Origin of the sequence: Enhygromyxa salina (genome assembly GCF_000737335.2) — a bacterium.
Taxonomy (GTDB): Bacteria; Myxococcota_A; Polyangia; order Nannocystales; family Nannocystaceae; genus Plesiocystis; species Plesiocystis salina_C.
Window position 1 is genome coordinate 83,921 of the sequence record NZ_JMCC02000010.1, and the last position, 24,566, is coordinate 108,486.

Genomic DNA, 24,566 nt, shown 5'->3' on the forward strand with positions numbered 1-24,566 from the left:
GGCGCCAAACTGCGTTGGTGCTATGTATCCGGCATGATCGCAGTCGGAACCCAAGCACCCACATTCAAACGTGTCGATCACCTTGGCCGGGAGCAGGATCTCGCGGCACTGCGGGGAAACCGCCACGTGATGCTGTTGTTCTACCCGCTCGACTTCACCCCTACGTGAAGCGCGGAGGTACCAGCGCTGGAAGCGTTGGCCGAGGAGCTTCGCGCCGCTCACACCCAGGTGATCGGAATCTCGATTGATACGGTCTACTGCCATGCGGCCTGGGCCGAGCAGCTTGGGGGGGTCTCGTTTCCGCTGATCTCCGACTTCCACCCGAAGGGCGAGATCGCCAAGTCGATGGGCGTGTATTTGGCCGATCGGGGCATCACGGATCGGGCGACCGTGATCCTCGACGCCGGCGGGACCGTCCGCTACGCCCAGAGCGTTGGCCCGCCCAACCGCCGCGACGTCGAAGCGCTGGTGGCCGAGTGCCAGGCGATCGACGCGAGCTGGGCGGACGAGCTGCCCGCCGCCGTCGCGCCCCAGGGGTTGGCGGCCGGCGCCGAGCTGTACATCAAGGACTCGTGCATGTTCAGCCGCTGGGCCATGTCTGCGCGCCGCAACCTGCACCTCGAGCAAACGTTGCCGTTGCGCAACGTCAGCCAAGATCAGGCGGCGCTCGATGAGCTCGTGCGCCTGGGCGGCAAGCCGCAGGCGCCAGCGTTGGTGATCGGCGATCAGGTCATGTACGAGTCGGCGGAGATCGCCGCGCACCTGGCGAAGAACTGCAGCTGGACGTAGCGCCGCAGTCGGCGACGTATCAGGTCCAGGCCCAGGTCATTGAGCCCGCGACAGCCACTTGCCGCCTGCGACCTGATACACGAGCGCCCCCACGAGCAGCACGGCGTACCCAACTACGGCCTGCTGCAGCAGCGCGTTGAACCCAATGTTGATCATCGCGGCCAGCGCATATGCTGACCCAACCACGCTCGCGAGCGTGCTCAGGCCGTAGCTGATCGAGACCGTCTGCGCCCGATCCTGATCGACCAGACACGAGACCACGTGCGGGTAGAACAACCCGAGCACGGTCCCGAGCGGCGCAGTGGCGAGGGTTGCGAGCACCAGCTTGAGGGCGACCGGGAGGTGCAGCAGGTTCCCGACCATCCAGTCGAGGGTGAACATCACGAACATGACCGCGAGCACCGCCAACCCCGCCAGCGCGCGGGTGTCGTGGAGCTTGGTCAGCCGCGGATAGATCGCGCTGCCGACCCCGCTGGTCAGCAGGAACAACGACAACACCGCGGCCATGCTCAGCAGTGGTTGGGTCAAGAACAGCTCGAGCTTGGCCATGATCGCGACCTCGCAGAGCATGAAACAAAACCCGGTCACGAGCAGATACAGCAGCACTGGGATCGGGGCTCGGGCGTCGCGCTTGAGCGCCGCGACGCCGATGAACAGCAGCGCGATGCCAGACAGCACCACGACCGTGGTGATCTTGATCCAGGTGACGTACCACCCGAGCGTCTTGGCGTCGCCCTCGGGCGGAAGCAGCTCATAAGTGTCGAGCTCGAGGTCCTTCATGAAGGGCCGATCGTCGACGAAGGTCTGGCCCGGCTCACCCTCGATCGTGTCGCGGTACTTGTGGTCCCGGAGCCGCTTTTGATTGAGGTAGCGGATCTTGCGGGCGTTCTTTTTCTTGTTGCGGCCCTCACCGCGCGCGACCGCGACGACCCGATCGAGCTCCTCGTCCGTGAAGCCGTCGGGTGACAGCACCAGGTCGTCATCGCTGCGCCCCTTGTCATCGACGATCATGATGCGATCTTCGAAGTTCTCGATGCCGCGCTGGGCGAACACCTCGCGCATGTTGTAGATCCGCTTGTGGAGCGGCTGGTGGTCGAACACCATGATCCCGCCGGGCGCGAGCAGATCCAGGTAGGTGTTGTACGCCTCGACCGTGTCCAAGTACTTGGTGGTGTGCCCGGTGACGGCCGTGGTCGCGGCGTTGGAGCCCAGGTAGATCAGGTCGTACTTGGTGCCCTCGGGCCGGGTGGTCAGGAAGTGGCGGCCCTCGTCGATGACCAGGTCGATGTTGGGCTTGTCGAGGAACTCGGCGATCCGATAGCTGGCGATGAGCTCGCTCTCGCGGCCGAATTTTTTGACCAGGCCGTTGAGCTCGACGCCGGTGATCTTGGCCTTGTGGTGGGCCAGCTCGTCAAAGCGGATCATCTCTGCGCCGGTGCCGGCGAACATCACGAGGATGTTCTTGGGCTCGCGACCCAGCGCCCACGCGGCGTCGGTGCCTTGCAGCACCGAGACCGAGCGCACGCGATCTCGGTAGGGCCACACGTGGACGTTGCTGCGCGAATTATTGTGGATGATCGCGTGGGAGGTCTTGCCGCCGTCGGAGACGCGCTTGACCACGGCGACCCGCGAGTGCTCGTTCCAGGCCCGGTCGAGCTCTTCGTAGGTGCCGGCGGCGCCCCACTGGGCGTAGGACACGGTCCGATCGGCGTAGTCGATCAGCCGCTCGGAGCCCAGCGCGACGACCAGCGCGACGCTGGCGACGATGATCCGCGAGCGCCGCTCGGTGCTGGCCAGCAGCAAGGGCGCAAACGAGAGCACGATCAGCACGACCACGACCGTGGGCAGCCCGCCGAAGTGAAACGCGACTGGCGTGAGCGCGCAGGCCAACGCCGCGCCGAGCAGGTCGGCCGCGTAGATCGAGCCGATCTCGTCGCGGCGCAGCTGGTACATGGAAGTCAGGATCCGCCCAAAGCTGAAGAAGGGCAGGACCATGATGATCACGAACACCGCGGTCTTCTTGGCCAAGTAGTCGAGCTGCTTGGCGATCACGACCGACGATGTGACGGGCATGATCCAGCTGAACAACACGAACGCGAACAGCAGCCCGCCGACGCACAGCGCCGCGAGCACCATCAGCTCGCGCTGAATGTTGAACTTCTCGAGGGTGGTCGGCCGGAAGTGCACGTACAGGCTGCCGAGCGCGAGCCCAAGAAACGCGATCGGCAGGGCGAGGTAGGCGTTGTCGGCTCCGAGGTGAAAGTCGACGAGGCGCGAGAGCACCAGCTCGAACATCAAGCAGCACAGCGCTGTAGCGAAGACGAGGCGGCGGTAATCTAGGCGGGGGGCGGGCGCGGACGCTTGCATGGGTTCAGTCTCGAGGAGTGCCAGGGCAGGGAGGGCCGGTAAAAGTACCGCTTCGCCAGCGGCTTACGTACACTTTGGGAGTGAGGCGACTCCTCCAGCGCGGCCGCGCGAGTTTGACCTGGGTTGGGCTGGTTGGGGTGTTGGTTGGGCTCGGGTGCCCGGCGGACGACGTCGCGATGGAGGACCCGGACGACGGCGCCAGCGAAGCGCCGCCGCCACCCAGCTTCGAGGACCCCCCGAGCCTGGAGCTGGTGGTGAGCGCCTCGGAGATCCAGGACATCACGCTGGCGGTGGCCGGCTTGCGATATGACACGCGGGTCGAGATTGACGGCAGCTCCTGGGCGCTGGGTGGTTCCGGGCCGGCCGGGCTCGAGGGCGACGAGCTCCGGCTCGCGCTGGGGGGGGCGATGGTGGTGGGGCGCCACGAGCTGGCGTTGGCCCACAAGGTTGGGTCGGTCGAGCTGCGGTCCGAGCTCGTGGAGATCCAAGTGGTGCCGAGCATGCCGGGGTCGCTGAGCGCGACCTTGCAGCCCGAGCAAGTTGACAGCGGGGATCACTTGGTTGTGCACGGGCAAGGCAGCGAGGCGGTGTTGGGCGTGGTCGACTCCGCCAGCGCGCGCGTGCAGGTCCGGGCGGGGGCTTGGTCGGCGGCGGGCTTCGAGCTCGAGCTGCCGGGGTTGGTCATGGGCGGGGCTATGGGCGGGGTCGGGGGCGCGGGGCTGGATCTGTCGGTCGTGCCGGGGGTCGGCGACGAACAGGCGCGGTGGGTGGTGGCGGCCTACTTGGCTGACGATGGCGCCACGGTCTACGCGCGGATCGTGAGCGTCACCGGGCCGGGGCTGGTGATCGGCGATCCGGGCGAGCCCTTCGCGGTGTGGAGCCTCGACGATGACGAGCAAGCCGCGGCCCTTGGCCCGCATGAGCTCGCGCGGATCGAGGCGGTGACCTTGCTCGATCGCATGGTGGTGCTCGGCGTCGAGGCGCGGCGCGACGCCGAGACCTCGAGCCCAGGTGACCGCTTGTTGGTCACTCGATGGCTGGCGTCGAACGGCGCCCCGGCGCTGCCGGTGCTGCTGCGTGGGCCCAACTCGAGCGACCTGGATCTGCCTGGTGACGCGCGGCTGTGGAATTTTGCCGGGCATGACGCGGCGCTGGGGGTTCGCGTGGGTCTGGGGTTTCCGTGGCTGCTGACGATCGGCGGCAACGGGCTGCCGAGCCTCGGTTCGGACCCGGGCCAGCTCGCCAGCGTGCCGGTCGCGGCAACGTGGATGCGCAGCGCCGATGGGGCGTTCGGCTCGCGCCACGCGTTCGCGCTCGAGGGCGGCCCGCAGTCGCCGCGCCTGCGCGTGGTTCGGATCAACCGGTGGTCCGAGCAAGCTGATGATCCCAACGACATTGTCGACCTGGTCGAGCTCCCGGCCATGCCAACGGGCTCGCCCAGCCTCGCGCTACTCGACGGCGTGCCAACCTTGGTCATGCCGATGGGTTCCGAGCTCGACGTGTTGGCGCTGCGCTCGACCGGGGTCGACGTGATGCTCGAGTCGCTCGCTGGGCTTCGCTGTGACGAGGTCGCCGTTGTCGGACCCAGCTTCGATGGCGTCGGCGACACGCTGCCGCTCGCGTGCCTGAGCGGCGGGGAGCTGCGAACGGGCGTGCTGCGCGTGGATTGAGCGCGCCTTGGTTGTGGCTATACTCCGCGTCGTGGCAGCCCGCAGGAAGCTCAAGATCTTCGCGCTCGCAGCAGGTGTCGTGGTGCTTGGGCTCGGCGCGGCGGCTTGGTCGATGTGGCCCGAGGTTGATGAGATCCCGACGCAGCTCGACGAGCTCGACCCCGAGGTCTCGATCGCCGAGCTCACGCTCGATGCCCAAGGTCCCGAGCCGGCCCTGCGCCTGGGGGATCTGCAGGGCAAGACCGTGTTCATCATGATCGAGGGCAAAGAGAGCATGACCGGCGGCGAGGGCAAGCTGCTGCGTCGCGCGCTGCACCGCTGGACCCTGCCCGCGGACGTCGTTGGCTTCAGCGTTGGCGACGCGCCGGCCGGGGCGATGATCATGAAGGGCAAGATCGAGAGCGACTTCGTCGGCCCGATGCGCGACGAATTGAAGCTGCCGATCTACGTCGACTTTGGCGGCAAGTTCACCGACGCGTTCTCGCTGCCCAAGGGGCACCTGGGGTTTGTCGTGCTCGACGCCAAGGGCGAGGTCGCGCTGCGTCATGCCGGCGACGCCGACGAGGCCACGCTCGCCGAGATCAAGCAGCTGCTGCGGGCACAAGAGCCCGCTCCGGGGCCGCAGGCGCCAGCGTTTGTGGTTGGCGAGCTCAACAACCAAAGCTGCGCCGACCGGGCCTGTGTGCTGGTGTTTCTAGACGCCAAGGTCACCCGCGCCGAGATCCCCGGCTTCGAGGACGGGGGCTTCGAGGGCGAGATGCAGGAGGTGTTCGAGCAGATCAAGCAGCCGTCGATCCGGCTCGCGCGGATCCTTGCCGCAGACTGGGAGCCCGAGCAGCGCGCGGGGATCGGCGGCGTGATCGTGGGCGAGGCGGAGGGCTGGGAGGTCGAGGGCTGGGCGTTCGTGCCCGAGGCCCCCGATGCTCGCGCGGCGTTTGGGATCGACGGGGCGGGGCTGGTGATCCTGGATGATCAGGGCCGCGTGGCGTTCTCGGAGTCTGGGCGGGTGCCGTTTTGGAAGCTGTCGATGGCGGCGGATGTGCTGGGGATCGAGGCCAAGGAGTACCGCGGCCGCAAGCGCGACAAGAAGTAGAGAACAACTGCCCGCAGGAGATCAGTCAGCTCGACTCTTGCCCATGTCGAACGTAAGTTGTCGCGGCAAATGAATTCGATCGTTGTTGTGGATCTTGACTCCCGGACGTCGACGGCCTTTGTCAGGGTCATGAATCTCGACTTCTCGGTCGAGCGATAGCTGTCGCAGGACACTTCGGACCTGCTCGCTCGTGGCGGGGCTCTCGTTGCAAATACCATCGAAAAAGTCCCAGAACCGGACACCGTCGTTCTCTGGCGTGTGAAGCCTGCGAGGCAGTTCGTTGGCGAGCGCGCTCATGATCGCTAGGCTCGAGTCCTCAGAAAAATCGAATACTTGCTGGGTGTTGATCGCAATGTCGTTACGTGGATCGTAGCCCAACATACCCAAGCCGTGACGTCCGTAGTGAGCAAAGCGGTTCTGGAGCATCCAGTGTAGCTTTGCCATTTCGTCCCTGGCCCGCGCGTGTCGGGACAGGTGTACAAACCAATATTCTCGGTGGGCCTTGGGTGACAAGATGAAGAAGGGCGTGAAATACTTCGCACCACTTTGCTGGACCAAGTCTTGATGCAGGACAGATTGCACCAGGCGGCGCCAACGTGGGTCACGGTGCTCTTTGCAAGAGACGAGGACCTCAAATTGGTCCGCCATGTCGACCAAACCCATCTGCTCGAGCCACTGCGAGTTGATCGTACCAAGCCTGGACATCTAGTCGATGAGCCAATCTGTAGCGAACGTGAGCAGGAACTCGGCTCGAGGCAAGCGAGCCATGATGTCTCGCAAAGTTGCCAGTGGCACGTTCGTATAGCCATACTGGTCCAACAAGAAGATCGCTCGCCCCGCGCGGCCTTTGGTCTCCACCTGGGCGACGATCTCTGCCACCCGGTCCTCGAAGCTGCCTCGGAGCACATGGATTCGGCCCTGCTTCTCGTAGGCAATCGCGGTTGGGTCGATCCGGAGCGTCGCTTCGAGGACCTCGATATTCTGACGCCTTTTCTCGATGAAGAAGAAGTCTGCCTCGATGGCGAAATTCTTGTTGCGAGCAGCATTTGCTGCGGCCTCAGCGTCCCTGATCGCGTGGATCATTTGGAGCGGAGAGCCGAGGTGGAGTCCTCCTCGCTCAGTCGTGTAACATCCTCCACCGGCGAACCCATCGACGAGCGTGAGACGAAACTTGTCGATGACCGGTCTCGTCGTGAGGACTTCGACATAGGTCCTGAGGTATCGATCCAAAACCTCGTGTTTGGCGAGGCTGTGATCATTGATGAGCGGAGGTGTCTCTCCTGGTGCCCAATTATACTCTGACTTGCCCATGAGGTAGCCCCGTCCGTCAGTACTTGAAACCGAGTTGCCCCGAAGGTGTGTGCCTGGTGACACTCGTCCAGATACGGTCGCCCAGTGGGTGTTTGGAGGCAAAAATTAGACGGTACAGTTCACTTCCCGCCCTCATGATTGGTATCATCCGATTTTGTGTGCCTGTGTAGCCCAGACCGGCGAGAGAATCTACGAATTGACTGGCGGTCTCGAGCGCGATGTCCCCCGGTCCGAGGCGCTCACGCCACCCGGGGACACCCAACGCGCGTGCGACGACTTCGTTTGTGGGGTCGATATAGTGATCTTTGTTGCGACGTAGATCGGAAGTTGGAAAATTGACGATCAGATCCAAGTGCTCGACCTGAGAGAGGATCCGCAAAGTCTCGAAATGGAGCGGTGCGAGACCGAAGGGGTCGACCAGCACGAGATTGAGGCCGGGGGGCAGGAGCCGGACGAGCTCGTGGACTCTGGAGTTCGAGTCGCCATGGAGTATCTCTACTCGATCGCCATACCGCGCCGTTCGGTGGCGCAGCGCGTCGACGTTGACCTGCGCCAGGTCGCAGAGGACCACGCGAGAAAACGGCGCTGAGTCGTGCGCGAGCGCGAGCAGGGGGCTTCCATCGAAGATCTCACCGCGTTCGCGGACGCAGACCCTTCCCGGTCCGGCGAACAGATCTACAAATCCCGACTCACTGAATTTTCGCCGCGCTTCCCGCGTGGCTTCGATGTAGGCACGGAGGTAACCGTGCTTATCGTTCTCGGCCCACTCGCCGACGCACTGCACGACATGCCCGTCCTCGAGCGGTCGCGGACAGTTTCCCTCAGGTGTTCTTTGACCACAATTTTGACACTTCAAACTGGTCACGGAACCGAGTAGACCGTACACTCTGGGCGGTTGGCAAGAATTTTCGAGCGACGGTGTCAGCGCCTTGTCTCGACGAGATCATTGGCCTTGACGGTGGCCTTCGCTCGTGATCTGCTGACCGCCGTGAGCGACCACAGCAGCATCGAGTGGACCGACGCTACTTGGAATCCGGTTCGTGGTTGTACAAAAATTTCTCCCGGTTGCAAGCATTGCTACGCTGAGACCTTCTCCGAGCGCTTCCGCGGTGTGCCAGGACACCCCTTCGAAAACGGCTTCGACCTACGCTTGGTATTCTCGAAACTTCCCGAGCCCCTACGCTGGGCCCGCGCACGTAAGATCTTCGTCAATTCGATGTCCGATCTATTTCACGAGCGCGTTCCTGATGTCTACATCGAAGAGGTGTTTCGGGTGATGGTCGAGGCTGACTGGCATGTATACCAACTGTTGACCAAGCGCGCCGATCGTCTTCGCCGGTTGACCCGGCAACTGAGTGCGGGGGCGGTCGAGCACGACCACATCTGGTTGGGGGTCAGCGTCGAAGATCGCAAGTACGGACTCGCTCGGATCGACGAACTACGTCGGGCGCGAGCAGGGAAGCGGTTCTTGTCGATCGAGCCGCTGCTCGAGGATCTGGGGGAGGTCGATCTTCGCGGGATCGACTGGGTCATTGTCGGCGGCGAGAGCGGCCCAGGCGCGCGACCAATGGCCGAGGCCTGGGTTGCTCGGCTCCGTGACCAGTGCCGCGCCGCGAAGGTCCCGTTTTTCTTCAAGCAGTGGGGCGGGGTCCAGAAGAAGAAGAACGGGCGAAGGCTGAGGGGAGTGGTCTATGACGAGTTCCCGGCAGCTGAGGTCGGTGTGGTTCCACCGCGGGCTCATCGAACGGCGCGGCTGCACGTGGCCGAGGATCGGGCCAAGGAGCTCGAAGGTCGGCTCGGCCCGGCGCCGCTGCTGGAGATTCGGCGCGCCGTTTGAGGGGGCGGTTTCGAGTCGGCACGAACGCCGACCGCCAGAGTAGCCGGGACACCGACTCGGCGAGGGTCCAGCCTGGCCCGCTCTGGCCCGCTCTTGTCAGGGGGCGTAGGTTACGCAATTTTGCGGCACGGACAGCTGAGGCGGCGGGGACTGCCCATCTGCGAAGGGGGAGCGGCGGACCAGCCGTCCTGGTACCGTCCCCGCCATGCTCGGTTTGTTCGACCTCCTCGATCACCAGATGAACTGGCCCATGTGGGCTCAGATCGTGTTCGCGTCCATGTTCGTGGGTGTGGCGATCTTGTGGATCGTTGGCGGCTACTACCACATTCGTTACTACGTGCTGCGTCGCCACGAGCCCGAGACCTGGAAGTGCCAGCCCAAGCGCTTCTTGCGGCCAGATCAGTCCCGCGAGGCCGCGCTGCTGAGCACCTTCAACCTGGCGCTTGGTGGGTTCGTGTCTGGCAACTTGGTGTACGCGTACCTCAATGGCTGGGAGGCGCCCAAGCTGTTCACGGATGTCGCGGAGTACGGCTGGCTGTATACGCTGGGCAGCACGGTGCTCTTGTTTGTGTTGATGGACGGGCTGGCCTATTACGCGCACCGGGGGTTTCACCTGAAGCCGCTGTTCAAGCACATTCATCGCCACCACCATCGCTACATCGCAACGTCTCCGTTCGTCGTGGTCGCCATGCACCCGCTCGAGCTGCTGGGGCTGCAGGCGGCGACCTTCTTGCCGCTGTTCGTGCTGCCCTTTCATGTGGTGTCGGTGATGTTCGTGCTTGGCTATGTGCTGATCTTCAACATCATTGATCACTCGGGGGTGCGGCTGGTGTCGCACTTTCCCTGGCAAGGTCCCAGCACCTACCACGACGATCACCACGTGTACTTTCACGTGAACTTTGGCCAGCACCTGATGCTGTGGGATCGCATGCACGGGACCTTGCGCCGCAAGGGTCGCAAGTATGGGATCAACACCTTTGGCGGCAAGGGTACGCCCTCGGGCGGCGACGGGGACGACGAGTTCGTCGACTACTGACGCGCCGGCTGCTCGCGCGACGGGTCGCGTAGCTCCTCGCGCAGCTGGTCGCGCAGCTGGTCGCGCAGCTGGCCGAGCATCGGCGCCAGGTTGTGGCCCACGCCAGCGACCGGGCGCAGCTCGATGTCGTAGCCAAGCCGAATCAGCTGCGCGACGCTGGCCTGGTCCGCGTCGAAGCCCACGATCGTGTCGCGCTCGCCATGCAGCGCGATGATCTGCAGCGCCTGCGCGGTCGGGTTCGCGGCCTGGGTTGGCCACAGCGGCTTGGGCAGCCAGCCGGACACGGGCATCGCGGCCGCGAACAGCTCGGGGTGTCGGATCGCCAGGCCGTAGACCAAGATCCCGCCTTGTGAATGACCGGTGACGATCGGCTTGCCGATCGTGGGTCGCGCCACGGCCAAGGCCGAGATCGCGGTCGCGACTTCGTCAGCGCGCTCCGAGATCTGCAAGCTCAACGCGGCGAGCTGCTCGGGGCTGGCCTGCGCCTCGTTGGCGGTGATCGAGAACCACCGCAGGTGGCCCGGGGTGTGGGCCGGCTGGGTGCCGCGCAAGAAGATGCAGCGCGCAGGCGTGTCGAAGATCGCGGCCGGGTGATCGCTCGTGCCCGGGTCGCGCAGCAACGCCTGCTCCATCAGCCGCGGGAACGCGCCGTTGCCATGCAGCGCGACGATCATCGGGAGCGGGTCGGTTGGCTTGGCCCCGCCGGTCACGACCTCGAGGTATCCGATGCCGGCGATCTCGGGCAGCTCGAGCGCGGGGACGATCGGGGCTTGCTCTGCGGGCTCGGGCGGCGCTGGTTCAGGGGTGGGCTCCGGGGCCGCAGGTGCCGGCGCGTGGGGCTTGGGCGCAGGCGCGCGATCGCAGGCAGACGCGATCGGTGCCATGCACAGCACGAGCGCGGCGACGAGCGAGCGACAGCGTGCGCCGGTCATGCCTGCATGCTCGCACATGTTCGTTGTGGGGATGATGACCATCCAGCGCCTGGCCGCGAGGGCGGGGACGGGGCGTCACACTCCTTGCTATGCTCGCGGGCTCCGGGCGCTTGGCGCTCGTACCGGTCGCGCGTTCGCAGGCTCATGGACCTCATCAATCAGACCCCCGTCGTCGCCGATGTCCGCGTCGCGACCCTCGATGGGACCCGGCATCGCTACGGTCTGCTGACCGCCAAGGCGACCTTCGTGGTCGGGCCCGACGGCAGCACCGCGCTCGACACCCAGGCGCCGGTGCCGTTGTTCGAGGCCGACGAACCCACGGATCTCGGCCTGCTCCCCGGCGACGCCGTACCCCGTCAGGATCGCGTGTTCGAGGTCATCGCCCTCGCCAACGCCTACGGGGCCCACTGCGGGGCTGGCCGCGCGCAGATGATGGTCGACATGGCGGTCGGCAACTACCGTCGCACGCTGCTGGTCTCGGGGGATCGATGGTGGGCGCAGCACGCCGGCAGCGCGCGGATCTCCGATCCCAAGCCGTTCCAGACCATGCCGTTGAAGTGGGATCGGGCCTACGGTGGTTCGGCAGAGTGTTGGATCGACGGCGAGAGCGTGATCGACCTCGAGCACAGCATGAACAAGTACGGGCGTGGGTTTGACGCGCACAAGCTCGCTGTCGATGTTGGCAAGGCGTTCTCTGCTCCGGCTGGGTACCCGCGGCTGGCCCCGGATCACTTTCGCCTGCTGCCCAACCTCGAGCACCCGCAGGCGCAGATCCAGCGATGGGACGACGAGCCGCGGCCGTATTGCTGGGCAACGGTCCCCACCGAGATCGGCACCCACGTGCAGCGGGCCCACGACCACATGCACCAGACCGGCCAGCCGCTGTCGCAGGCCGACATGCTGCGCATGACCTACCACCGGGCCCACCCCGATTGGATCATCGACATTCCGGCGCAAGACGAGGTCGTGATCCTGCGGGGGGTGACCGACAGCGCCCGCTGGGCGTTTCGGATCCCGCGCTTGCGGGTGCTGGCCGACTACGAGCTTGGCGAGCGCACGGGCACCCGCGAGCTCGAGCCGCAATTGCTGATGCTGCTGCCCGAGCAATCTCGCTTCTATGTGGTGTACCGCCACTTCTTCACGATCGACGAGGTCACCCCCGACATGAGCCGTTCGTTTCGCCTGCGCCTCGCCGAAGGTTGGTTTCAGCCATGACCAAAGTGACGATCCAACGCGACATCTGCCTGAACATGGTAGTGCCGCTGACCGCGACCCACGACTTCATCCCGCTGCCGCCGTTTCCTCCGGTGCCGCCGCCGATGCCGGCCGCGCCCTTGGCCCTGACCGCGTGCGCGATCGAGTCGCCAGTCAACGCCTGGTGGCCGCCAGGCTACGCGCTGGGCGGCAACAAGTTCACGACCAGCGTGGTCCACTGCGGCATGACGATCTGCCAGATGGGCCACGACTGCGGCAAGTTCATCCCCCACGTGCAGGTCGCCCCGGCGCCCAACAACACGCTGACGCTGCTGCACATCCCGCTGTCCTCGCGCAAGGCCAACTTCAGCGCGAGCACGGTCAAGATGAACGGCAAGCAGACCGCGTGCATGACCATGATCGGCTGGCCGCCAACGCCGATGACCTACTGCTCCAACCCGATCAACATGCCGCTCGCGAGCGCGCCAACTAGCCACCTCAACACGGTCACGGTTGGCATGACCTTCGGCGACTGGTTCGCGGGCGCGTTTGCGATCGCGGCGGGGATGCTCCTGGATTGGCTGATGTTCAGGATGGGCGGTGGAACCAAGGGCTTTGGCCAGGGCGCGGGCAAGATGATCGCCCAGAGCCGCGCCGGCCAGTATGTGTATCAGATCCTCGCAAGCAATTTCATTGGCAGCATCACCACCGACGTGACCAAGTGGGGGATCAAGCAGGGCGTGGGGGTGCTGACTGGCGCGGTGCGGATCCTTGCCACGGGCGAGGGCGAGATCGGCGTTAGCCACACGATCGGCGGGCCGTTCTTGGGGCTCAAGCTTGGGGTCTCGGCCACCTACAGCAGCGACACGGGGTGGTCTGGCAAGGGCGGCGCGAGCGGCAACGCGGGCCCGCTCACGGGCAATCTGGACACCAGCGGGGCCGGCATCGCGGGCAATCACCCGCTTGGGCTCGGGTCCGAGAGTCACTCGCACAGCTGGGAGAAGGGCTCCACGTCAACCACCACAGAGATTGGCGATCCCTTCGGCGGCTTTCACAATCGGACCACGACGACCGGCCCCGACGGGACCACGACGATCGCGGACACGCGGCCTTCATCGGTGAGCAATCCGCTATGAGTGAAGCGAGTGAAGCAGGCGCATCGGGCGGGCGTGAACCAATCGCGGAGGCCTACGACGCCATCGTCGACTTTTACCCGCCCGAGTCGATGCCCGACATGGTCTACGGGCTCGTCAAGCTCACGTATGATCTGATCGGTGATCAGGCGATTCCAGCCAAGGTCGAGCCGCTGTATCACGACATTCGGCTGCCCGAGACCGAGCCGCGCTGGTCCCCGGGGAGCGACTTTTGGCCAATGAAGATGCAGACCGACGTGGTCGTGCGCGGCAGCGCGTTCGCCCCCGGCGGGGCCCCGGTGCCGTCGCAGATGATCCGCGTGACGGTGGGTGGCCAACAAAAGCTCATCGCCGTATTTGGTGATCGCGCCGTAGACTGGCCGGCGCGCGGGGATGTCCGGTTTGGCCCGCCCAAGCCCTACACGCAGATGCCGATCGTGTGGGGCAACGCGTATGGTGGCTATGACCCGCGGGTGCCGGTGGGCAGCGACGAGATGACCGTGGCCATGCGCGGGCGGCTCGAGTACGACCACCCCGGCGTGTACCCGCGCAACCCGTTTGGCAAGGGCTACGTGGTCGTGGACGAGCCGGCGCCGGGGTTGAGCTTGCCCAACCTCGAGGACCCCCAGCAGCTGCTGCGGCCCGAGACGCTGATCACCGGTGACCCGCGTAGGTGGTACCTGCAGCCGCTGCCGGCCTGCTACGAATTCACCAACGCGATGATGTTCCCGCGCAACGCGTGGCTCGGCGTCGAGGCGTGGTTTCACCCGCCGAGCGACGCCCCGCTGCGCGAGGTCCTGCTTGGGGCGCTGCCGACCAATTGGCACGAACTCCCGGTCGTCGCCCCGCCCGATCCGCTGCCGCCACCGGTCTTGCAAGAGGGTCCGATCGGGCTGGTGTTTCCGCCGCTCGAGGCCGGCACGCCGATCATCATTGAAGGCATGCACCCCGAGCGGCCGCACGTTGGCTTTCACTTGCCGCGCGCGCCCAAGCTGGACTTCTTCATCGAGGGCAAGGTCTACGCTTCGCAGACCCAGCTGACGACCGTGTTGATTCAGCCGGACCTGGGTCGCGCCTCGCTGACCTATGTGGCCCGGCACTGGGATCTGCCGCGGGTGTTCGTGCCGGGGATTCACGCCAACATTCCGCTGGCGTTGGTCATTGATGATCAGCACACGGTCCCGTACTTGTGCCCGCCAACGCTGCGCGAGCAGGTCAAAGCCGGGTCACCTGGGCAGGCGGGGCCCGAGCGGGCCTGAGCAGGCCTGAGCAGGTAGGATCGCCGCCATGGCCGAGATCATCCAAGCTGTCGCCACCGCCCGCAGGCTCGCTGGGGCCCATCCCCAGGCGACCCTGCCGTGTCCGGGCTGTGCGGCCAGCGTCAAGGCGCAGAACCTCGAGCGCCACCTCGCCAAGCTTCACGCGGGGGCGCTGCAAGCCGCTGGCGGTGAGACGCAGCGGGTGACCCTGGGCGGCGCGGATCGATGGATCGTGCGCCCGGCGATCGGGCTGGTTGTCGTGTGGGCGGTCGTCGTCACGGGTGTGTTCGCGTCGGGCGTGGCGCTGACCAACCCGCTGATGGCTGGGATCGGCGCGGCGTTGCTCGTGGTGTTCACGGTGTTGTTGCTCGCGCTGCTTGGCGTGTTCAGGGCCCGGTTGGTGCTCGAGCACGATCACGTCCAGCTGCGCTGTGGGCTGGGGTTGGTGTCGCGGTCGCTGCAGCTACCGACCGAGCTCGAGGTCGGCAGCCTGATCGAGCGCAAGGACAGCTCGCTGACCAACCTGAGCAGCAACGCGGTCGCCGAGGATCGGCGCGTGGGTCGATACCTGCGCTTGGTCAACGGCGGGCGGGCGATCACCGTGGGGGCGGCGAAGGCTGCCGGCTTGGGTCAGCACTGGGCCGCGGGCGGCTGGCGAGCAGGGAGCAAGCGCCGCGGGTGGGACATCAGCGTCGATCGCGAGACCATGATCGCGCTGGAGTACTACCTTGCCGGGCGCGGGTTGCTACAGCCGAAGGTGTGAGCGGCCCCATTTTGGGCTGCCAGCCGCCGGCCTAGACGCCGAGCGGGTCAAGCGCCTGGGCGTGGCGGTCTCGTCGGAGTCGCGATTCATGGGTCCCGGGCTAATTTAGCGACCTTTGGTTGAGGGAGCCGTCTCGCCGCAGCTGCTTGGATTGCTTGCGTTGCTTCGTCAAGGTTCCCGCGCGAGCTTGCTGTGGGTGTGACCGCACGTCGCCTCTGAGCTTGGGTGACTGCCGCGTGACCCCGGCTCGACTAAACTGCGCCCCGGGATTCAAACATGAAATCAGCATCGCTTGTGTGTGTCATGGGGCTCGGCATTGCGCTTGGTGGGTGTGGCGACAGCGGCAGCGTCGACGCGGGTTCAGGCGGCAACGACGAGACGGGTAATAGTAACAGTAATAGCAACAGTAATAGCAACAGTGCAGAGGGCGCCGAGAGCAACGGCGACGGCGATCCCGGAGACGGAGACCCCGGCGACGGCGATCCCGGAGATGGCGACGGTGATCCGGGCGACGGCGATGCCGACGGTGGCAGCAACCAAAAATTCGACACGCTCGCGGTCCCGGACGCGGCGCTCAACTGTGGCGGCGGAAACGACGAGCCAGAGTTCTCGTACCTGTGGGCGGCAAACAGCGAGCAGGGCACGATCAGCAAGATCGACACGAAGACCGTGACGGAGATCGGTCGCTACATCGTCCGGCCCGACAGCAACGGCTCGCCCTCGCGCACCTCCGTCAGCCTGTCGGGGCACGTCGCGGTCGCCAACCGCTTCGGCGGCGTGACCAAGATCTACGCCGACGCGCAGTTTTGCAAGGAGTCGAACGGGATGCCCGGCATCCAGACCTCGAACAGCAACCAATACCTGGCGTGGGGCACGGAAGAGTGCATCGCTTGGCACAAGCCAATGCAGTACCAGTCGCAGCGGCCGGTCGCGTGGGGCCCTGGCGAATTCAACGAGGGCACCTGCGCGTGGGAGGACGAGGAGCTGTGGACCGCGGCGACCAACGGCCAGTCGATCGATGTCTACGTGCTCGACGGTGACGACGGCTCGACCAAGGAGATGGTCACGCTCAACGGCATCGCGCCCGAGTACTTCGGCATCTATGGGGCCGCGGTCGACGGCAACGGCGACTTTTGGGGCTCGCAGCTGGGCTGGGGCACGCTGGTTCGGGTCAACCGCGACGACATGACCTACGACACCTGGCCGTCGCCGCAAAACGGCTCGTGGTACGGCATGACCGTCGACTCCGAGGGCTACGTGTGGCTGTGCAGCGACTACGTTGGCCGCTTCGATCCCGCGAGCGAGACCTGGCAGACCGCCGCGGTCGGGGGCTACACCGGTTGCATGGCCGACGCCGCAGAAGATGGGTTGTTGTGGATGTCGGACGGGCAAGGGGTGATCGGGGTCAACCGCGACACCTTGCAGGTCGAGAAGCAGTGGAACGCTGCGGGCTCGTATGGGGTCAGCATCGACTTCGAGGGCTACGTGTGGACCGTCGCGTTCGGCAGCAACGTCAGCAAGATCGATCCCGTGACCGGGCAATTCTGGACCTACAACGGCTTGGTTGGGGCCTACACCTACTCGGACATGACCGGCTACGCGCTCAGCAACGTGGGGTCGCCGAACGGCTGATTCCCGGTTAGCCGCGGTTCAGCACCGGGTGGGCGAACAGCTCGTCGCCCAGCCCGTGCAGATCAGCCCGCGCGCCATCACGGTCGATGTGCAGCGCGGACAGACCGGCTGCCTTGGCTCCGCGGACGTCGTCTCGGAGCGTGTCGCCGATCATCAGGAGCTCGCTCGCTGGCAGCTCGAGCTTGTCCGCGACGAGCTCGTAGATGCGCCGCTCGGGCTTGGCCAAGCCGACCTCACACGAGAACACCAGCACGTCGAAGTGGCGGTCGAGCCCCAGCTCGAACACCGGCTGCTTGTAGGGACTGGCAAGGTTCGACAGCAGCGCGACACGCAGCCCCTCGGCGCGTGCGCGCGCGAGCGTGGGGATGCTGTCGTCGTACAGGCGGATCTTGGCCATGCCCGCCGCGACGAGGCGCTCGAAGTACGCGGGGGCAGGCCCCCGGCGCGGACGGAAGTGAGCATGGAACGCGGAGATCGTCGGGAACTCTGCGGTCAGGGCCAGGTGCCGAGCGTGCCGCCACTTCCACGGCGGCAGCGTGAGAACCAGCTCACGGTAGGCCCGCGGTCCTGGGCCACGGGTGACGAGGGTGCCGAACAGATCAAAGACGAGGCCACGGATCGGCATGGTCGCTTGTCTCATGAACCGGGCTATCGTGCAGCCAAACGTCGGTCCAGGTTGGTCGCTCACTTGCGAGCGTGAGTTGCTACAATCGCGCCCAGTCATGGACCATCTCCGATTCGAGTTGTCGCTTCCTCTGGCTCTGACCGCGTGCTTGTTGACGGCGGGCTGCATTGACGACAGCGAGGTCAGCGACGCCGAGACTGGCGAGACCAGCACGACCGAGGACGCGGGCGACGGGGATCCCGGAGACGGCGACGGAGATGGAGACGGCGACGGCGACGGAGACGGAGACGGCGACGGCGACGGAGACGGAGACGGCGATCCCGGAGACGGCGATGGCGATGGCGATGGCGATGGTGACGGCGACGGCGATCCCCCGCCCATGCTCCCGCTGTGCGGGACCACCCCTCCCGACGGGGCCGAGCTCGCGCCGCCCTTGCCGAGCTACAACGGCACCTGCCCGGTGTTGGAGTCGGGCATGGAGAACATCATCGCAACCGGCGGCGGGGACCGGAGCTTCATCTTCGTCGCGCCCTCGGATCTGCAAGAGGACGAGCAGCTCCCCGTCATCTTCTTGTGGCATTGGCTGGGCGGCAGCGCCAACGCGGTCTACCAAAAGGCCGAAGTTCAGGACGCTGTCGACCACTACCGGTTCTTGGCGGTGATCCCCAACGGCCGCGACATCGACGAGTTCGTGCCCTTCAAGTGGCCGTTCGCGGTCACCGATCTCGACTTCTTGATGGATCAGGACTTTCAGCTGTTCGACGATCTGCTCGCGTGCACGGCCGAGCAGTACAACGTGGACAAGGAGTGCGTCTCTTCGATGGGCGTCAGCGCCGGGGCGCTGTTCACCAGCATGCTCGCGAGCCGCCACGGGGATCGCTTGGCGAGCATGCTGTCGCTGTCTGGCGGCGTGGGCGGGCTCGTCAAGAACTGGCAGCCGGGCGGCAACATCATGCCGGCGATGGTGCTGTGGGGCGGACCGACGGACTTTTGTATCGCCATCGACTTCCAGATCGGGTCGCAGGATCTCGAGGTCGAGCTCGAGGACAACGGTCACCCGGTGATGGAGTGCATCCACAACTGCGCCCACGCGACGCCGCCGCTCGAGCCGCCGGTCGACCAGCCGGATCTGCCGGTGTTCGGGATGGTGTGGGAGTTCATGTTGGCCCACCCGTATTGGCTCGAAGATGGCTACTCGCCCTATCAAGACTTCGCGGAGCTGCCCTCGCCGTTTCCCGAGTGGTGCGCGATGGGGGCCGGCAACGCGAGTCCGCGCGTGGGCGAGTGCGGGCCGTCGGAGTGCTGAGCTTGACCGCCCACCGATCCACACGCTGAAATCACGTGCGCGCCAGCAGTGAATCGCGGTTACCCTCGGACACCATGTTCAAGAAGATCGCCTTCACCATGTACCCCGTGACTGACGTAGCGAGGGCGCGCGCGTTCTATGAAGACACGCTCGGCCTCGAGCTTGGCAACCACAGTCAACACGGCGCAAACGCCGAAACCCACTGGATTGAGTACGATCTGCCAGGTGGCGGCTGCCTCGCCCTCACCAACGTCGTGCCGGACAAGCCCGCGGCGGACGCCGGCGGCACGGTGGCGTTCGAGGTGGAAGACCTCGACGAGTTGATGGCGGACCTGCGGGCCAAGGGCGTGGAGTTTCGCAGCGACGTGATCCACAGCCCCGTGTGTCGGATGGCGGTCTGCGTGGACTCCGAGGGCAACGCGATCCTGCTGCATCAATTGAAGTCCACGACGTAGGCCCGAGCCCCGGGTTCTGCGCGTCAGAAACTGCAGCGCCCGGGGGTCTCGCAACCCCCGGGCGCATCCATGTCACGCCGTCACCTCCAGGATGACTCCGGCGCCTACGGTCTTGCCACCCTCGCGGATCGCAAACCGCATCCCGGCCTCGCAGGCGACCGGCTTTTTGAGTGAGAAGCTGATCTCGGCCCGGTCGCCCGGGTTGACCGACCCAACCTCACCCACGTTGATGATCGCCGTCACGTCGCCCGCACCAAAGAAGAACTGCGGGCTGTATCCGGTGCCGAACCCGGTGTGGCGACCGCCCTCTTTCTCGGTCAGCGTGAAGATCTCCGCCTTCCCGAGCTTGTGCGGCTGGATCGAGTTTGGCGCGATCGCAACCTGTCCACGCTCCACGGCGTCACGCTCGACCCCGCGAAGCAGCAAGCCAACGTTGAGCCCCGCGTCCGCGGACGGGATGTCCTTGTGGAACGCTTGGATCCCGGTGATCACCGCCTCGATCGGCTTGCTGTCGCTGCGACCGACGATCTGGACCTTGTCGTTCAGCTTGGCCGTGCCACGCTCGACGCGACCCGTCACGACGGTGCCGCGGCCCGGGATCGTGCACACGCCCTCGATCGGCATCAGGAACGGCGCCTGCAGATCCCGGATCGGGACCGTGAGGTGCTGGTCCATCGCCTCGAGCAGCGCGACGACACACTGGGTGTCGTCACCCTGGAGGGCCAACAGCGCGGAGCCCCGGATGAAGGGCGAATCCTCGAATCCCTGCGACTCGAGCATCTCGGTGACCTCGAGCTCGACCAACTCGAGCATCTCGGGATCAGCGATGTCCACCTTGTTGACGAACACGACCATCTGCGACACCCCGACCTGACGCGCGAGCAAGATGTGCTCACGGGTCTGGTGCTGCGGGCCCTGGCTGCCGTCGACGAGCAGGATCGCCCCGTCCATCTGCGACGCGCCGGTGATCATGTTCTTGATGTAGTCGGCGTGGCCGGGGCAGTCGATGTGCGCATAGTGGCGGCTGTTGGACTCGTACTCGACGTGCGAGGCCATGATCGTGATGCCGCGCTCCTTCTCCTCCTTGGCGTTGTCGATCTGATCAAACGCCTTGGCGGTGCCGCCGAATTGTTGCGCCGCGACCTTGGTGATCGCCGCCGTGAGGGTGGTCTTGCCGTGATCGACGTGACCGATCGTGCCAACGTTGAGGTGTTGCTTGGTGGACATTGGACTGTTGCGCCTGCTTTCTACTCATGGTTGATGGTGGGTACTGACAGCTAATTCGAGTCGCCGGCAATCGCTGGTGTTGCGATTACTGCGATGATTGGCGGGGTGGGAATCGAACCCACCGTGCGCTCGCGCGCTGCGGATTTACAGTCCGCTTCGCCACCTTGGCTGTTCCCGCCAGCGATCCGGTCGCGTGTCTGACAAACAGACACCGACCCGGAGCGTTGAACTTCGGTCCGGCAGGCTGTCTGCCGGTTCCTGGTAGTCCGCTCCGTAGGGCGTGCTGGGGCGTTTTAGCGGCTTAGCCTGCGGCCAGCCGACCAGCCCACACGATCCCACGGAGCGGCAAATAAGCTAGATACGTCGCGTTCACTTGCTTGGCTCCTTTCGTGGGTCGGGGTTGATCGTCCAGCCGCGACTGCGCGGCGAGACTCGGATATCTAGATGAGCTCTACCGCAATGTCAAGGCTTCAATGTCGATTGATTGAAATAGCCCGAATCTGACGTTCACCTACATTGGCGGCGAGCCGGCTCCGCGCTGGATCTAGTTCAATCGAACGACCTCGCCGCGCAGCACCACGTCGGCGCTGGCTTTGATCGAGACCTCGCCCTGCTCGGCCTCGAGCTCGATCTGCTCGGCCTTGATCGCGAGCTTGCCGGCAAGTTCGACGCGGACGTCGGGCTCGAGCAGACGCACGATCGGGCCGTCCTGATCGTGCGAGAGCTCGAGCAAGGCCTGGCCTGCGCGCGAGACCACCCGCACGGCTTCGTCGGGCTGTAGCTCGAGCCGCGCGGCCTCTTGCTTGTCAACGCGGGGGCGCTTGGCGAAGCCATCGATCACGCCAGTGACGATCCAATCGTCGCCGGCCTCTTCGCCCCAGGTGGCGCTGTTGTCGGGCCGGATCATCAGCACGCGATCACCGGCGCGGACCGAGAGGCCCTGCAGCCGCGGGACCCAGCGCTCGCGCAGATCCCCGCTGTCTGGATCGCTCAGGCGCACCCGGACCCGGCCCTGCAAGGTTGGGTGACGATCGTCGAGACACTCGCCGACCAAGCAGGTTGAGCGGGGCCCCAGCGGCGGCTCGCGGCGCGCGACTGGGGTCTCGAGCAGCTGCTCGAGCGTTGCCTCGGTCGAGGTCTCCTCGCTGAGCGTGTCGCCCTCGGGGGCGGCCTGGCGGTGATCGTCCATCGCGGGTCCTGGCAGCATGGTAGGCGCAAAGCAGCACAGCGACCAGCGCCTGGAGGTTGGGTGGTCGCCCGTCTGCGCGGTGGGCTCTGTGCCATCCGCCATCCGCCATCCGCCAAGCAGCTCAGTGCCCGTCTCGGCGTCGCAGGTGCGCCCGCAACATGTCGCCAAAGCCAGCGCGCTCGAGCCGGCTGCACAGCTCTAGCTTGTCTGTGTTGAGCGCCGCGGCGCTCGCGTACAGATCCCAGTCGTGGCGCGCGAGCGTGCTCAACAAGTAGCCCCGGCGGACCTGCGCCTCTGACAGGCGAAAGGTCTTGAGATACGCAGTCTCGCCGTCGCGTCCGGTGATCTGTTCGCCGATATGGTTCTCTTGCCGGAGCCGAAAGTCCGGCAAGAAGCGCTCGAGCCGATAGCTCTTGCCGAGCCGGTACACATGCTGGACATGGACGTCTTGCTCGAACAGCCCGCTGGCCATGCTGTGGTGTGAGGAGGTCCAGTCGGCGCGCGCGCGGGCGAGCTCGACGCGGAGATCCTCGAACGAGTTGATGTTCTTGTCGCGTAACGGGCGGACCAACGCGGCGGCCTGGGTGGACAGGCACGCGTAGCGAAACACCAGCTCGCCGTAGCAATCGCTGAGCAGCGTGCGGTGGAGCCGACGGTAGTCTTCGGGGTGCGGGAGCACGAACGCGCCCGCGAACACGTCGGCCACGAACAACAGCATGCCAACCTGACCGTCGCGGATCTCGAACACCCGCAGCGCCTCTTCCAGACCGGGCAGCCAGGCGCCTGGCGTGACCATCTCTACGCGCGGGCTGAGCCCCTGCGACAGCACCCGCTGCGAGTACTCGCGCCGGAGCACGTTGGGCCCGGCGAAGTGCAGGGCCAGGTAAGCCTCGAACGCGGTGTGCAGCGGCAAGAAGCGCAGGCGTGGCACGGCGACGCCCCGCTGGCGCTCGCGCTTGGCCATGCGGTGGGCGAAGCGAACCTGGAAGTGCTGGGACTTGGACTTGGCGGCGTTGGCGGGCTGGGTACCGAGCGAGGCAACGGGCGTGTCGTCGTGCGACCACGACGCGACGAAGGCGTGGGGGATGAAGGCGAAGTAGCTGGTGTTGTCGGGCAGCGAGACGGCGGTGGGGCCACCCCAACACTGCTCGCTCAGGCGCAGGTCTTCGATCGGTTGATCGCGCGTGAGCGGGACCAGCCGCACCGACCCCCACACCTGCGAAGTGCCGAGCGACAGCCCGTTCAGGGCGATCTGGGTCGGCTGCGGGCTGGTCATCGGAGGTGGTCCTTGGCCGCGAGCAGGTCGTGGGCCCGTGCCTGTAGGTAGTCCTGCAGCTCGTGGAGATTGGCGCTGCCCGCCGCGAAGCGCACGAAGGTCAGCAGCGTGGGGATGCCCTCGACGTCGCGGATCCCAAGGCTGTGCATGGCCGGGTGGATCGACTTCACCATGTACGAGCCGGCGTCGTAGGAGGGGCTGAGGTGGATCAGCGAGACGGCGCCCTTGGGGTCCAAGCGCTCGCGAAACACCCGCACGACCTCGGCGGCGCCGCCCGGTGGATCATTGTCGTAGCCGTCGGACACCACGATGAGGAGCTCCGGGCGCAGCGCGAGGGCGTTGAGGATCGGGGTGGCGAGATCCGTGTGCCCGCGCGGCCGCAGCTCTGCCAGCGACGCGATCGGCCAGGTCCAGTGGGTCGTTAGCTCGCTCGCCGCCGCGCCGAGCAGGTAGTGGGCTGCCAGGGCCAGGGCCAGCGGACGCTTGCGCTTTTGACCCGAGCCGCGCGACGAGTAGCTGTTGTCGGCGACCAGCGCCACGCGCCCGAGCTTGGCGCTTGGGTGGCGGACGATCTGCTGGGCGGCCCGCTGCATGGCGGCGTCGAGCGCCTCGAACTGCGCCGTCCGTTCGCGCAGTGAGAGCGACAAGAAGTAGATCGCAAGGCGCGTGAGCGAGTGGCGAGAGAGGTCGGTCTCGGCGACGGCGGCGACCCCGAGCGCGGCCGCGCTGGACTGCAGGCGCAGCCGCTCTCGCGTGGTCAGGCGCGGCGCGATGCCGCGCAGGAAGGTCTCGCGTGGGATCTTGTGGCGCGCCGCGAGCCCCTCGGCGACGGTGTAGGGCAGCTCGTAGACCGCTCGCTTTTCGTAGTGGGCCCGGCGGAAGGTCTCGAACAGCGGGGTCTGGTACCTGCGCAGACGCTTCACGTTGAACAGCACCGCCGACTCTTCGGGCTGCAGCCGCAGGTGAAAGTGTGCGGCGATCTTGGCGATGCGGCGCCGATACTTGAGCGCGTGCAGCTGTGGATCGCGGCGGCCCGCCAGGTAGTCCGCGACGATCCTGCGGGTCCGACGGTTGTTGACCCGGCGATCGACCAGCGCCTCGAGCAGCCGATACACCCGCGGCGGCGGGAGCTCGGGCAGGGCGGCTGCGATCAGTCGGCCTTCTTGCTCGCGCTGCTGCGCGGGCACCCCCGCCGGGGTCGTCAGCAGGTTGAAGATGATCTTCGTGCGGTTGAAGTCGTTGATGCCCGCGGCCAGGCAGTGGGCGTAGAGCCGCCGGTAATTGCCGAGCACGTACGCATGAAAAAAGCCGATCGACAGGGCCTGGCCGGTCGCGTCGCCGTAGAATTCGTCCTGGCCCGTGCAGGCGAGCGCGGCGTTGATGAACGAGAGTAGATCCTCGCGCTCGAGCTCGAGCAGGCGCGTGGACATGGACTCGCGGGCTGTCATGGTCAGTCGAGCAGGGGAAGCGCC

General features: G+C 66.0%; 22 protein-coding genes and 1 tRNA gene. 12 read left to right on the top strand and 11 right to left on the bottom strand.

Going from position 1 to position 24,566, the window contains the following annotated elements:
- Positions 1 to 33 precede the first annotated feature (33 nt).
- Positions 34 to 789, top strand: a complete 756-nt coding sequence (locus DB30_RS05395; protein WP_240480170.1) for a redoxin domain-containing protein — start codon at positions 34 to 36, stop codon at positions 787 to 789.
- 36 nt (positions 790 to 825) lie between these two features.
- Here DB30_RS05395 and DB30_RS05400 read toward each other — a convergent pair whose 3' ends face one another.
- Positions 826 to 3,156 carry a hypothetical protein gene (locus tag DB30_RS05400; RefSeq protein WP_146658087.1) on the bottom strand — a complete coding sequence of 777 codons (2,331 nt, stop codon included), beginning with the start codon at positions 3,154 to 3,156 and terminating at the stop codon, positions 826 to 828.
- A gap of 80 nt (positions 3,157 to 3,236) precedes the next feature.
- Here DB30_RS05400 and DB30_RS05405 point away from each other — a divergent pair, with 80 nt between their 5' ends.
- Together DB30_RS05405 and DB30_RS05410 are read left to right on the top strand one after the other, a co-directional pair.
- The gene (locus DB30_RS05405; RefSeq protein WP_146658088.1) at positions 3,237 to 4,826 is read left to right on the top strand and encodes a hypothetical protein; all 1,590 of its coding nucleotides are present in this window, start codon (positions 3,237 to 3,239) and stop codon (positions 4,824 to 4,826) included.
- 31 nt (positions 4,827 to 4,857) lie between these two features.
- Complete coding sequence (locus DB30_RS05410; RefSeq protein WP_052546898.1) at positions 4,858 to 5,919, top strand: hypothetical protein; 1,062 nt, start codon at positions 4,858 to 4,860, stop codon at positions 5,917 to 5,919.
- Between the two features lie 21 nt (positions 5,920 to 5,940).
- Here the strand turns inward: DB30_RS05410 and DB30_RS05415 are convergent, their stop codons facing one another.
- From DB30_RS05415 to tcmP (DB30_RS05425), 3 genes are read right to left on the bottom strand one after another with little or no spacing between them, the layout of a single operon-like run.
- Positions 5,941 to 6,624 carry a class I SAM-dependent methyltransferase gene (locus DB30_RS05415; RefSeq protein WP_052546899.1) on the bottom strand — a complete coding sequence of 228 codons (684 nt, stop codon included), beginning with the start codon at positions 6,622 to 6,624 and terminating at the stop codon, positions 5,941 to 5,943.
- Positions 6,625 to 7,230, bottom strand: a complete 606-nt coding sequence (gene tcmP / locus DB30_RS05420; protein ID WP_146658089.1) for a three-Cys-motif partner protein TcmP — start codon at positions 7,228 to 7,230, stop codon at positions 6,625 to 6,627. It lies immediately after the preceding gene.
- Between the two features lie 16 nt (positions 7,231 to 7,246).
- Positions 7,247 to 8,014, bottom strand: a complete 768-nt coding sequence (tcmP, locus tag DB30_RS05425; protein WP_052546901.1) for a three-Cys-motif partner protein TcmP — start codon at positions 8,012 to 8,014, stop codon at positions 7,247 to 7,249.
- A 204-nt stretch (positions 8,015 to 8,218) separates the two neighbouring features.
- Here tcmP (DB30_RS05425) and DB30_RS05430 point away from each other — a divergent pair, with 204 nt between their 5' ends.
- Complete coding sequence (locus tag DB30_RS05430) at positions 8,219 to 9,067, top strand: DUF5131 family protein (protein WP_146658091.1); 849 nt, start codon at positions 8,219 to 8,221, stop codon at positions 9,065 to 9,067.
- A 205-nt stretch (positions 9,068 to 9,272) separates the two neighbouring features.
- Positions 9,273 to 10,103 (top strand): sterol desaturase family protein, encoded by an 831-nt coding sequence (locus DB30_RS05435; protein WP_052546902.1) that lies wholly within the window; start codon positions 9,273 to 9,275, stop codon positions 10,101 to 10,103.
- Here DB30_RS05435 and DB30_RS05440 read toward each other — a convergent pair.
- Positions 10,097 to 11,035, bottom strand: coding sequence for an alpha/beta hydrolase (locus DB30_RS05440; protein ID WP_146658092.1), 939 nt, complete (start codon positions 11,033 to 11,035; stop codon positions 10,097 to 10,099). The genes DB30_RS05435 and DB30_RS05440 overlap by 7 nt on opposite strands.
- Before the next feature lie 144 nt (positions 11,036 to 11,179).
- On the opposite strand from DB30_RS05440, the gene DB30_RS05445 reads away from it, so the two are divergent.
- From DB30_RS05445 to DB30_RS05465, 5 genes are all read left to right on the top strand, one after another.
- Positions 11,180 to 12,250 (top strand): DUF2169 domain-containing protein, encoded by a 1,071-nt coding sequence (locus DB30_RS05445; RefSeq protein WP_052546904.1) that lies wholly within the window; start codon positions 11,180 to 11,182, stop codon positions 12,248 to 12,250.
- The gene (locus tag DB30_RS05450; RefSeq protein ID WP_052546905.1) at positions 12,247 to 13,365 is read left to right on the top strand and encodes a hypothetical protein; all 1,119 of its coding nucleotides are present in this window, start codon (positions 12,247 to 12,249) and stop codon (positions 13,363 to 13,365) included. The genes DB30_RS05445 and DB30_RS05450 overlap by 4 nt, the downstream gene beginning before the upstream one ends.
- Positions 13,362 to 14,621 (top strand): DUF2169 domain-containing protein, encoded by a 1,260-nt coding sequence (locus DB30_RS05455; protein ID WP_052546906.1) that lies wholly within the window; start codon positions 13,362 to 13,364, stop codon positions 14,619 to 14,621. Before DB30_RS05450 ends, DB30_RS05455 begins: the two co-directional genes overlap by 4 nt.
- A 28-nt stretch (positions 14,622 to 14,649) precedes the next feature.
- Positions 14,650 to 15,384, top strand: a complete 735-nt coding sequence (locus DB30_RS05460) for a hypothetical protein (protein ID WP_052546907.1) — start codon at positions 14,650 to 14,652, stop codon at positions 15,382 to 15,384.
- Positions 15,385 to 15,687: 303 nt separating this feature from the next.
- A complete protein-coding gene (locus tag DB30_RS05465; protein ID WP_052546908.1) occupies positions 15,688 to 17,016 on the top strand; it encodes a Vgb family protein in 1,329 nt (442 codons plus the stop codon).
- Between the two features lie 7 nt (positions 17,017 to 17,023).
- Here DB30_RS05465 and DB30_RS41225 read toward each other — a convergent pair whose 3' ends face one another.
- Positions 17,024 to 17,641 carry an HAD family hydrolase gene (locus DB30_RS41225; RefSeq protein WP_052546909.1) on the bottom strand — a complete coding sequence of 206 codons (618 nt, stop codon included), beginning with the start codon at positions 17,639 to 17,641 and terminating at the stop codon, positions 17,024 to 17,026.
- Positions 17,642 to 17,738: 97 nt separating this feature from the next.
- Here DB30_RS41225 and DB30_RS05475 point away from each other — a divergent pair, with 97 nt between their 5' ends.
- Positions 17,739 to 18,947, top strand: a complete 1,209-nt coding sequence (locus DB30_RS05475) for an alpha/beta hydrolase family protein (RefSeq protein WP_052546910.1) — start codon at positions 17,739 to 17,741, stop codon at positions 18,945 to 18,947.
- A gap of 74 nt (positions 18,948 to 19,021) precedes the next feature.
- On the top strand, positions 19,022 to 19,402 hold the full coding sequence (locus tag DB30_RS05480; RefSeq protein WP_052546911.1) for a VOC family protein: 381 nt from the start codon (positions 19,022 to 19,024) through the stop codon (positions 19,400 to 19,402).
- Between the two features lie 72 nt (positions 19,403 to 19,474).
- Here the strand turns inward: DB30_RS05480 and tuf are convergent, their stop codons facing one another.
- From tuf to DB30_RS05505, 5 genes are all read right to left on the bottom strand, one after another.
- Positions 19,475 to 20,629, bottom strand: coding sequence for an elongation factor Tu (gene tuf / locus DB30_RS05485; RefSeq protein WP_052546912.1), 1,155 nt, complete (start codon positions 20,627 to 20,629; stop codon positions 19,475 to 19,477).
- A gap of 97 nt (positions 20,630 to 20,726) precedes the next feature.
- Positions 20,727 to 20,809: transfer RNA gene (locus DB30_RS05490), tRNA-OTHER, on the bottom strand.
- 364 nt (positions 20,810 to 21,173) lie between these two features.
- Positions 21,174 to 21,818, bottom strand: a complete 645-nt coding sequence (locus DB30_RS05495; protein ID WP_146658098.1) for a hypothetical protein — start codon at positions 21,816 to 21,818, stop codon at positions 21,174 to 21,176.
- Positions 21,819 to 21,939: 121 nt separating this feature from the next.
- Entirely contained in the window at positions 21,940 to 23,094 is a 1,155-nt protein-coding gene (locus tag DB30_RS05500; protein ID WP_052546914.1) for an ARPP-2 domain-containing protein, read from the bottom strand.
- On the bottom strand, positions 23,091 to 24,542 hold the full coding sequence (locus tag DB30_RS05505; RefSeq protein ID WP_205632915.1) for a hypothetical protein: 1,452 nt from the start codon (positions 24,540 to 24,542) through the stop codon (positions 23,091 to 23,093). The genes DB30_RS05500 and DB30_RS05505 overlap by 4 nt, the downstream gene beginning before the upstream one ends.
- Positions 24,543 to 24,566: the final 24 nt, after the last annotated feature.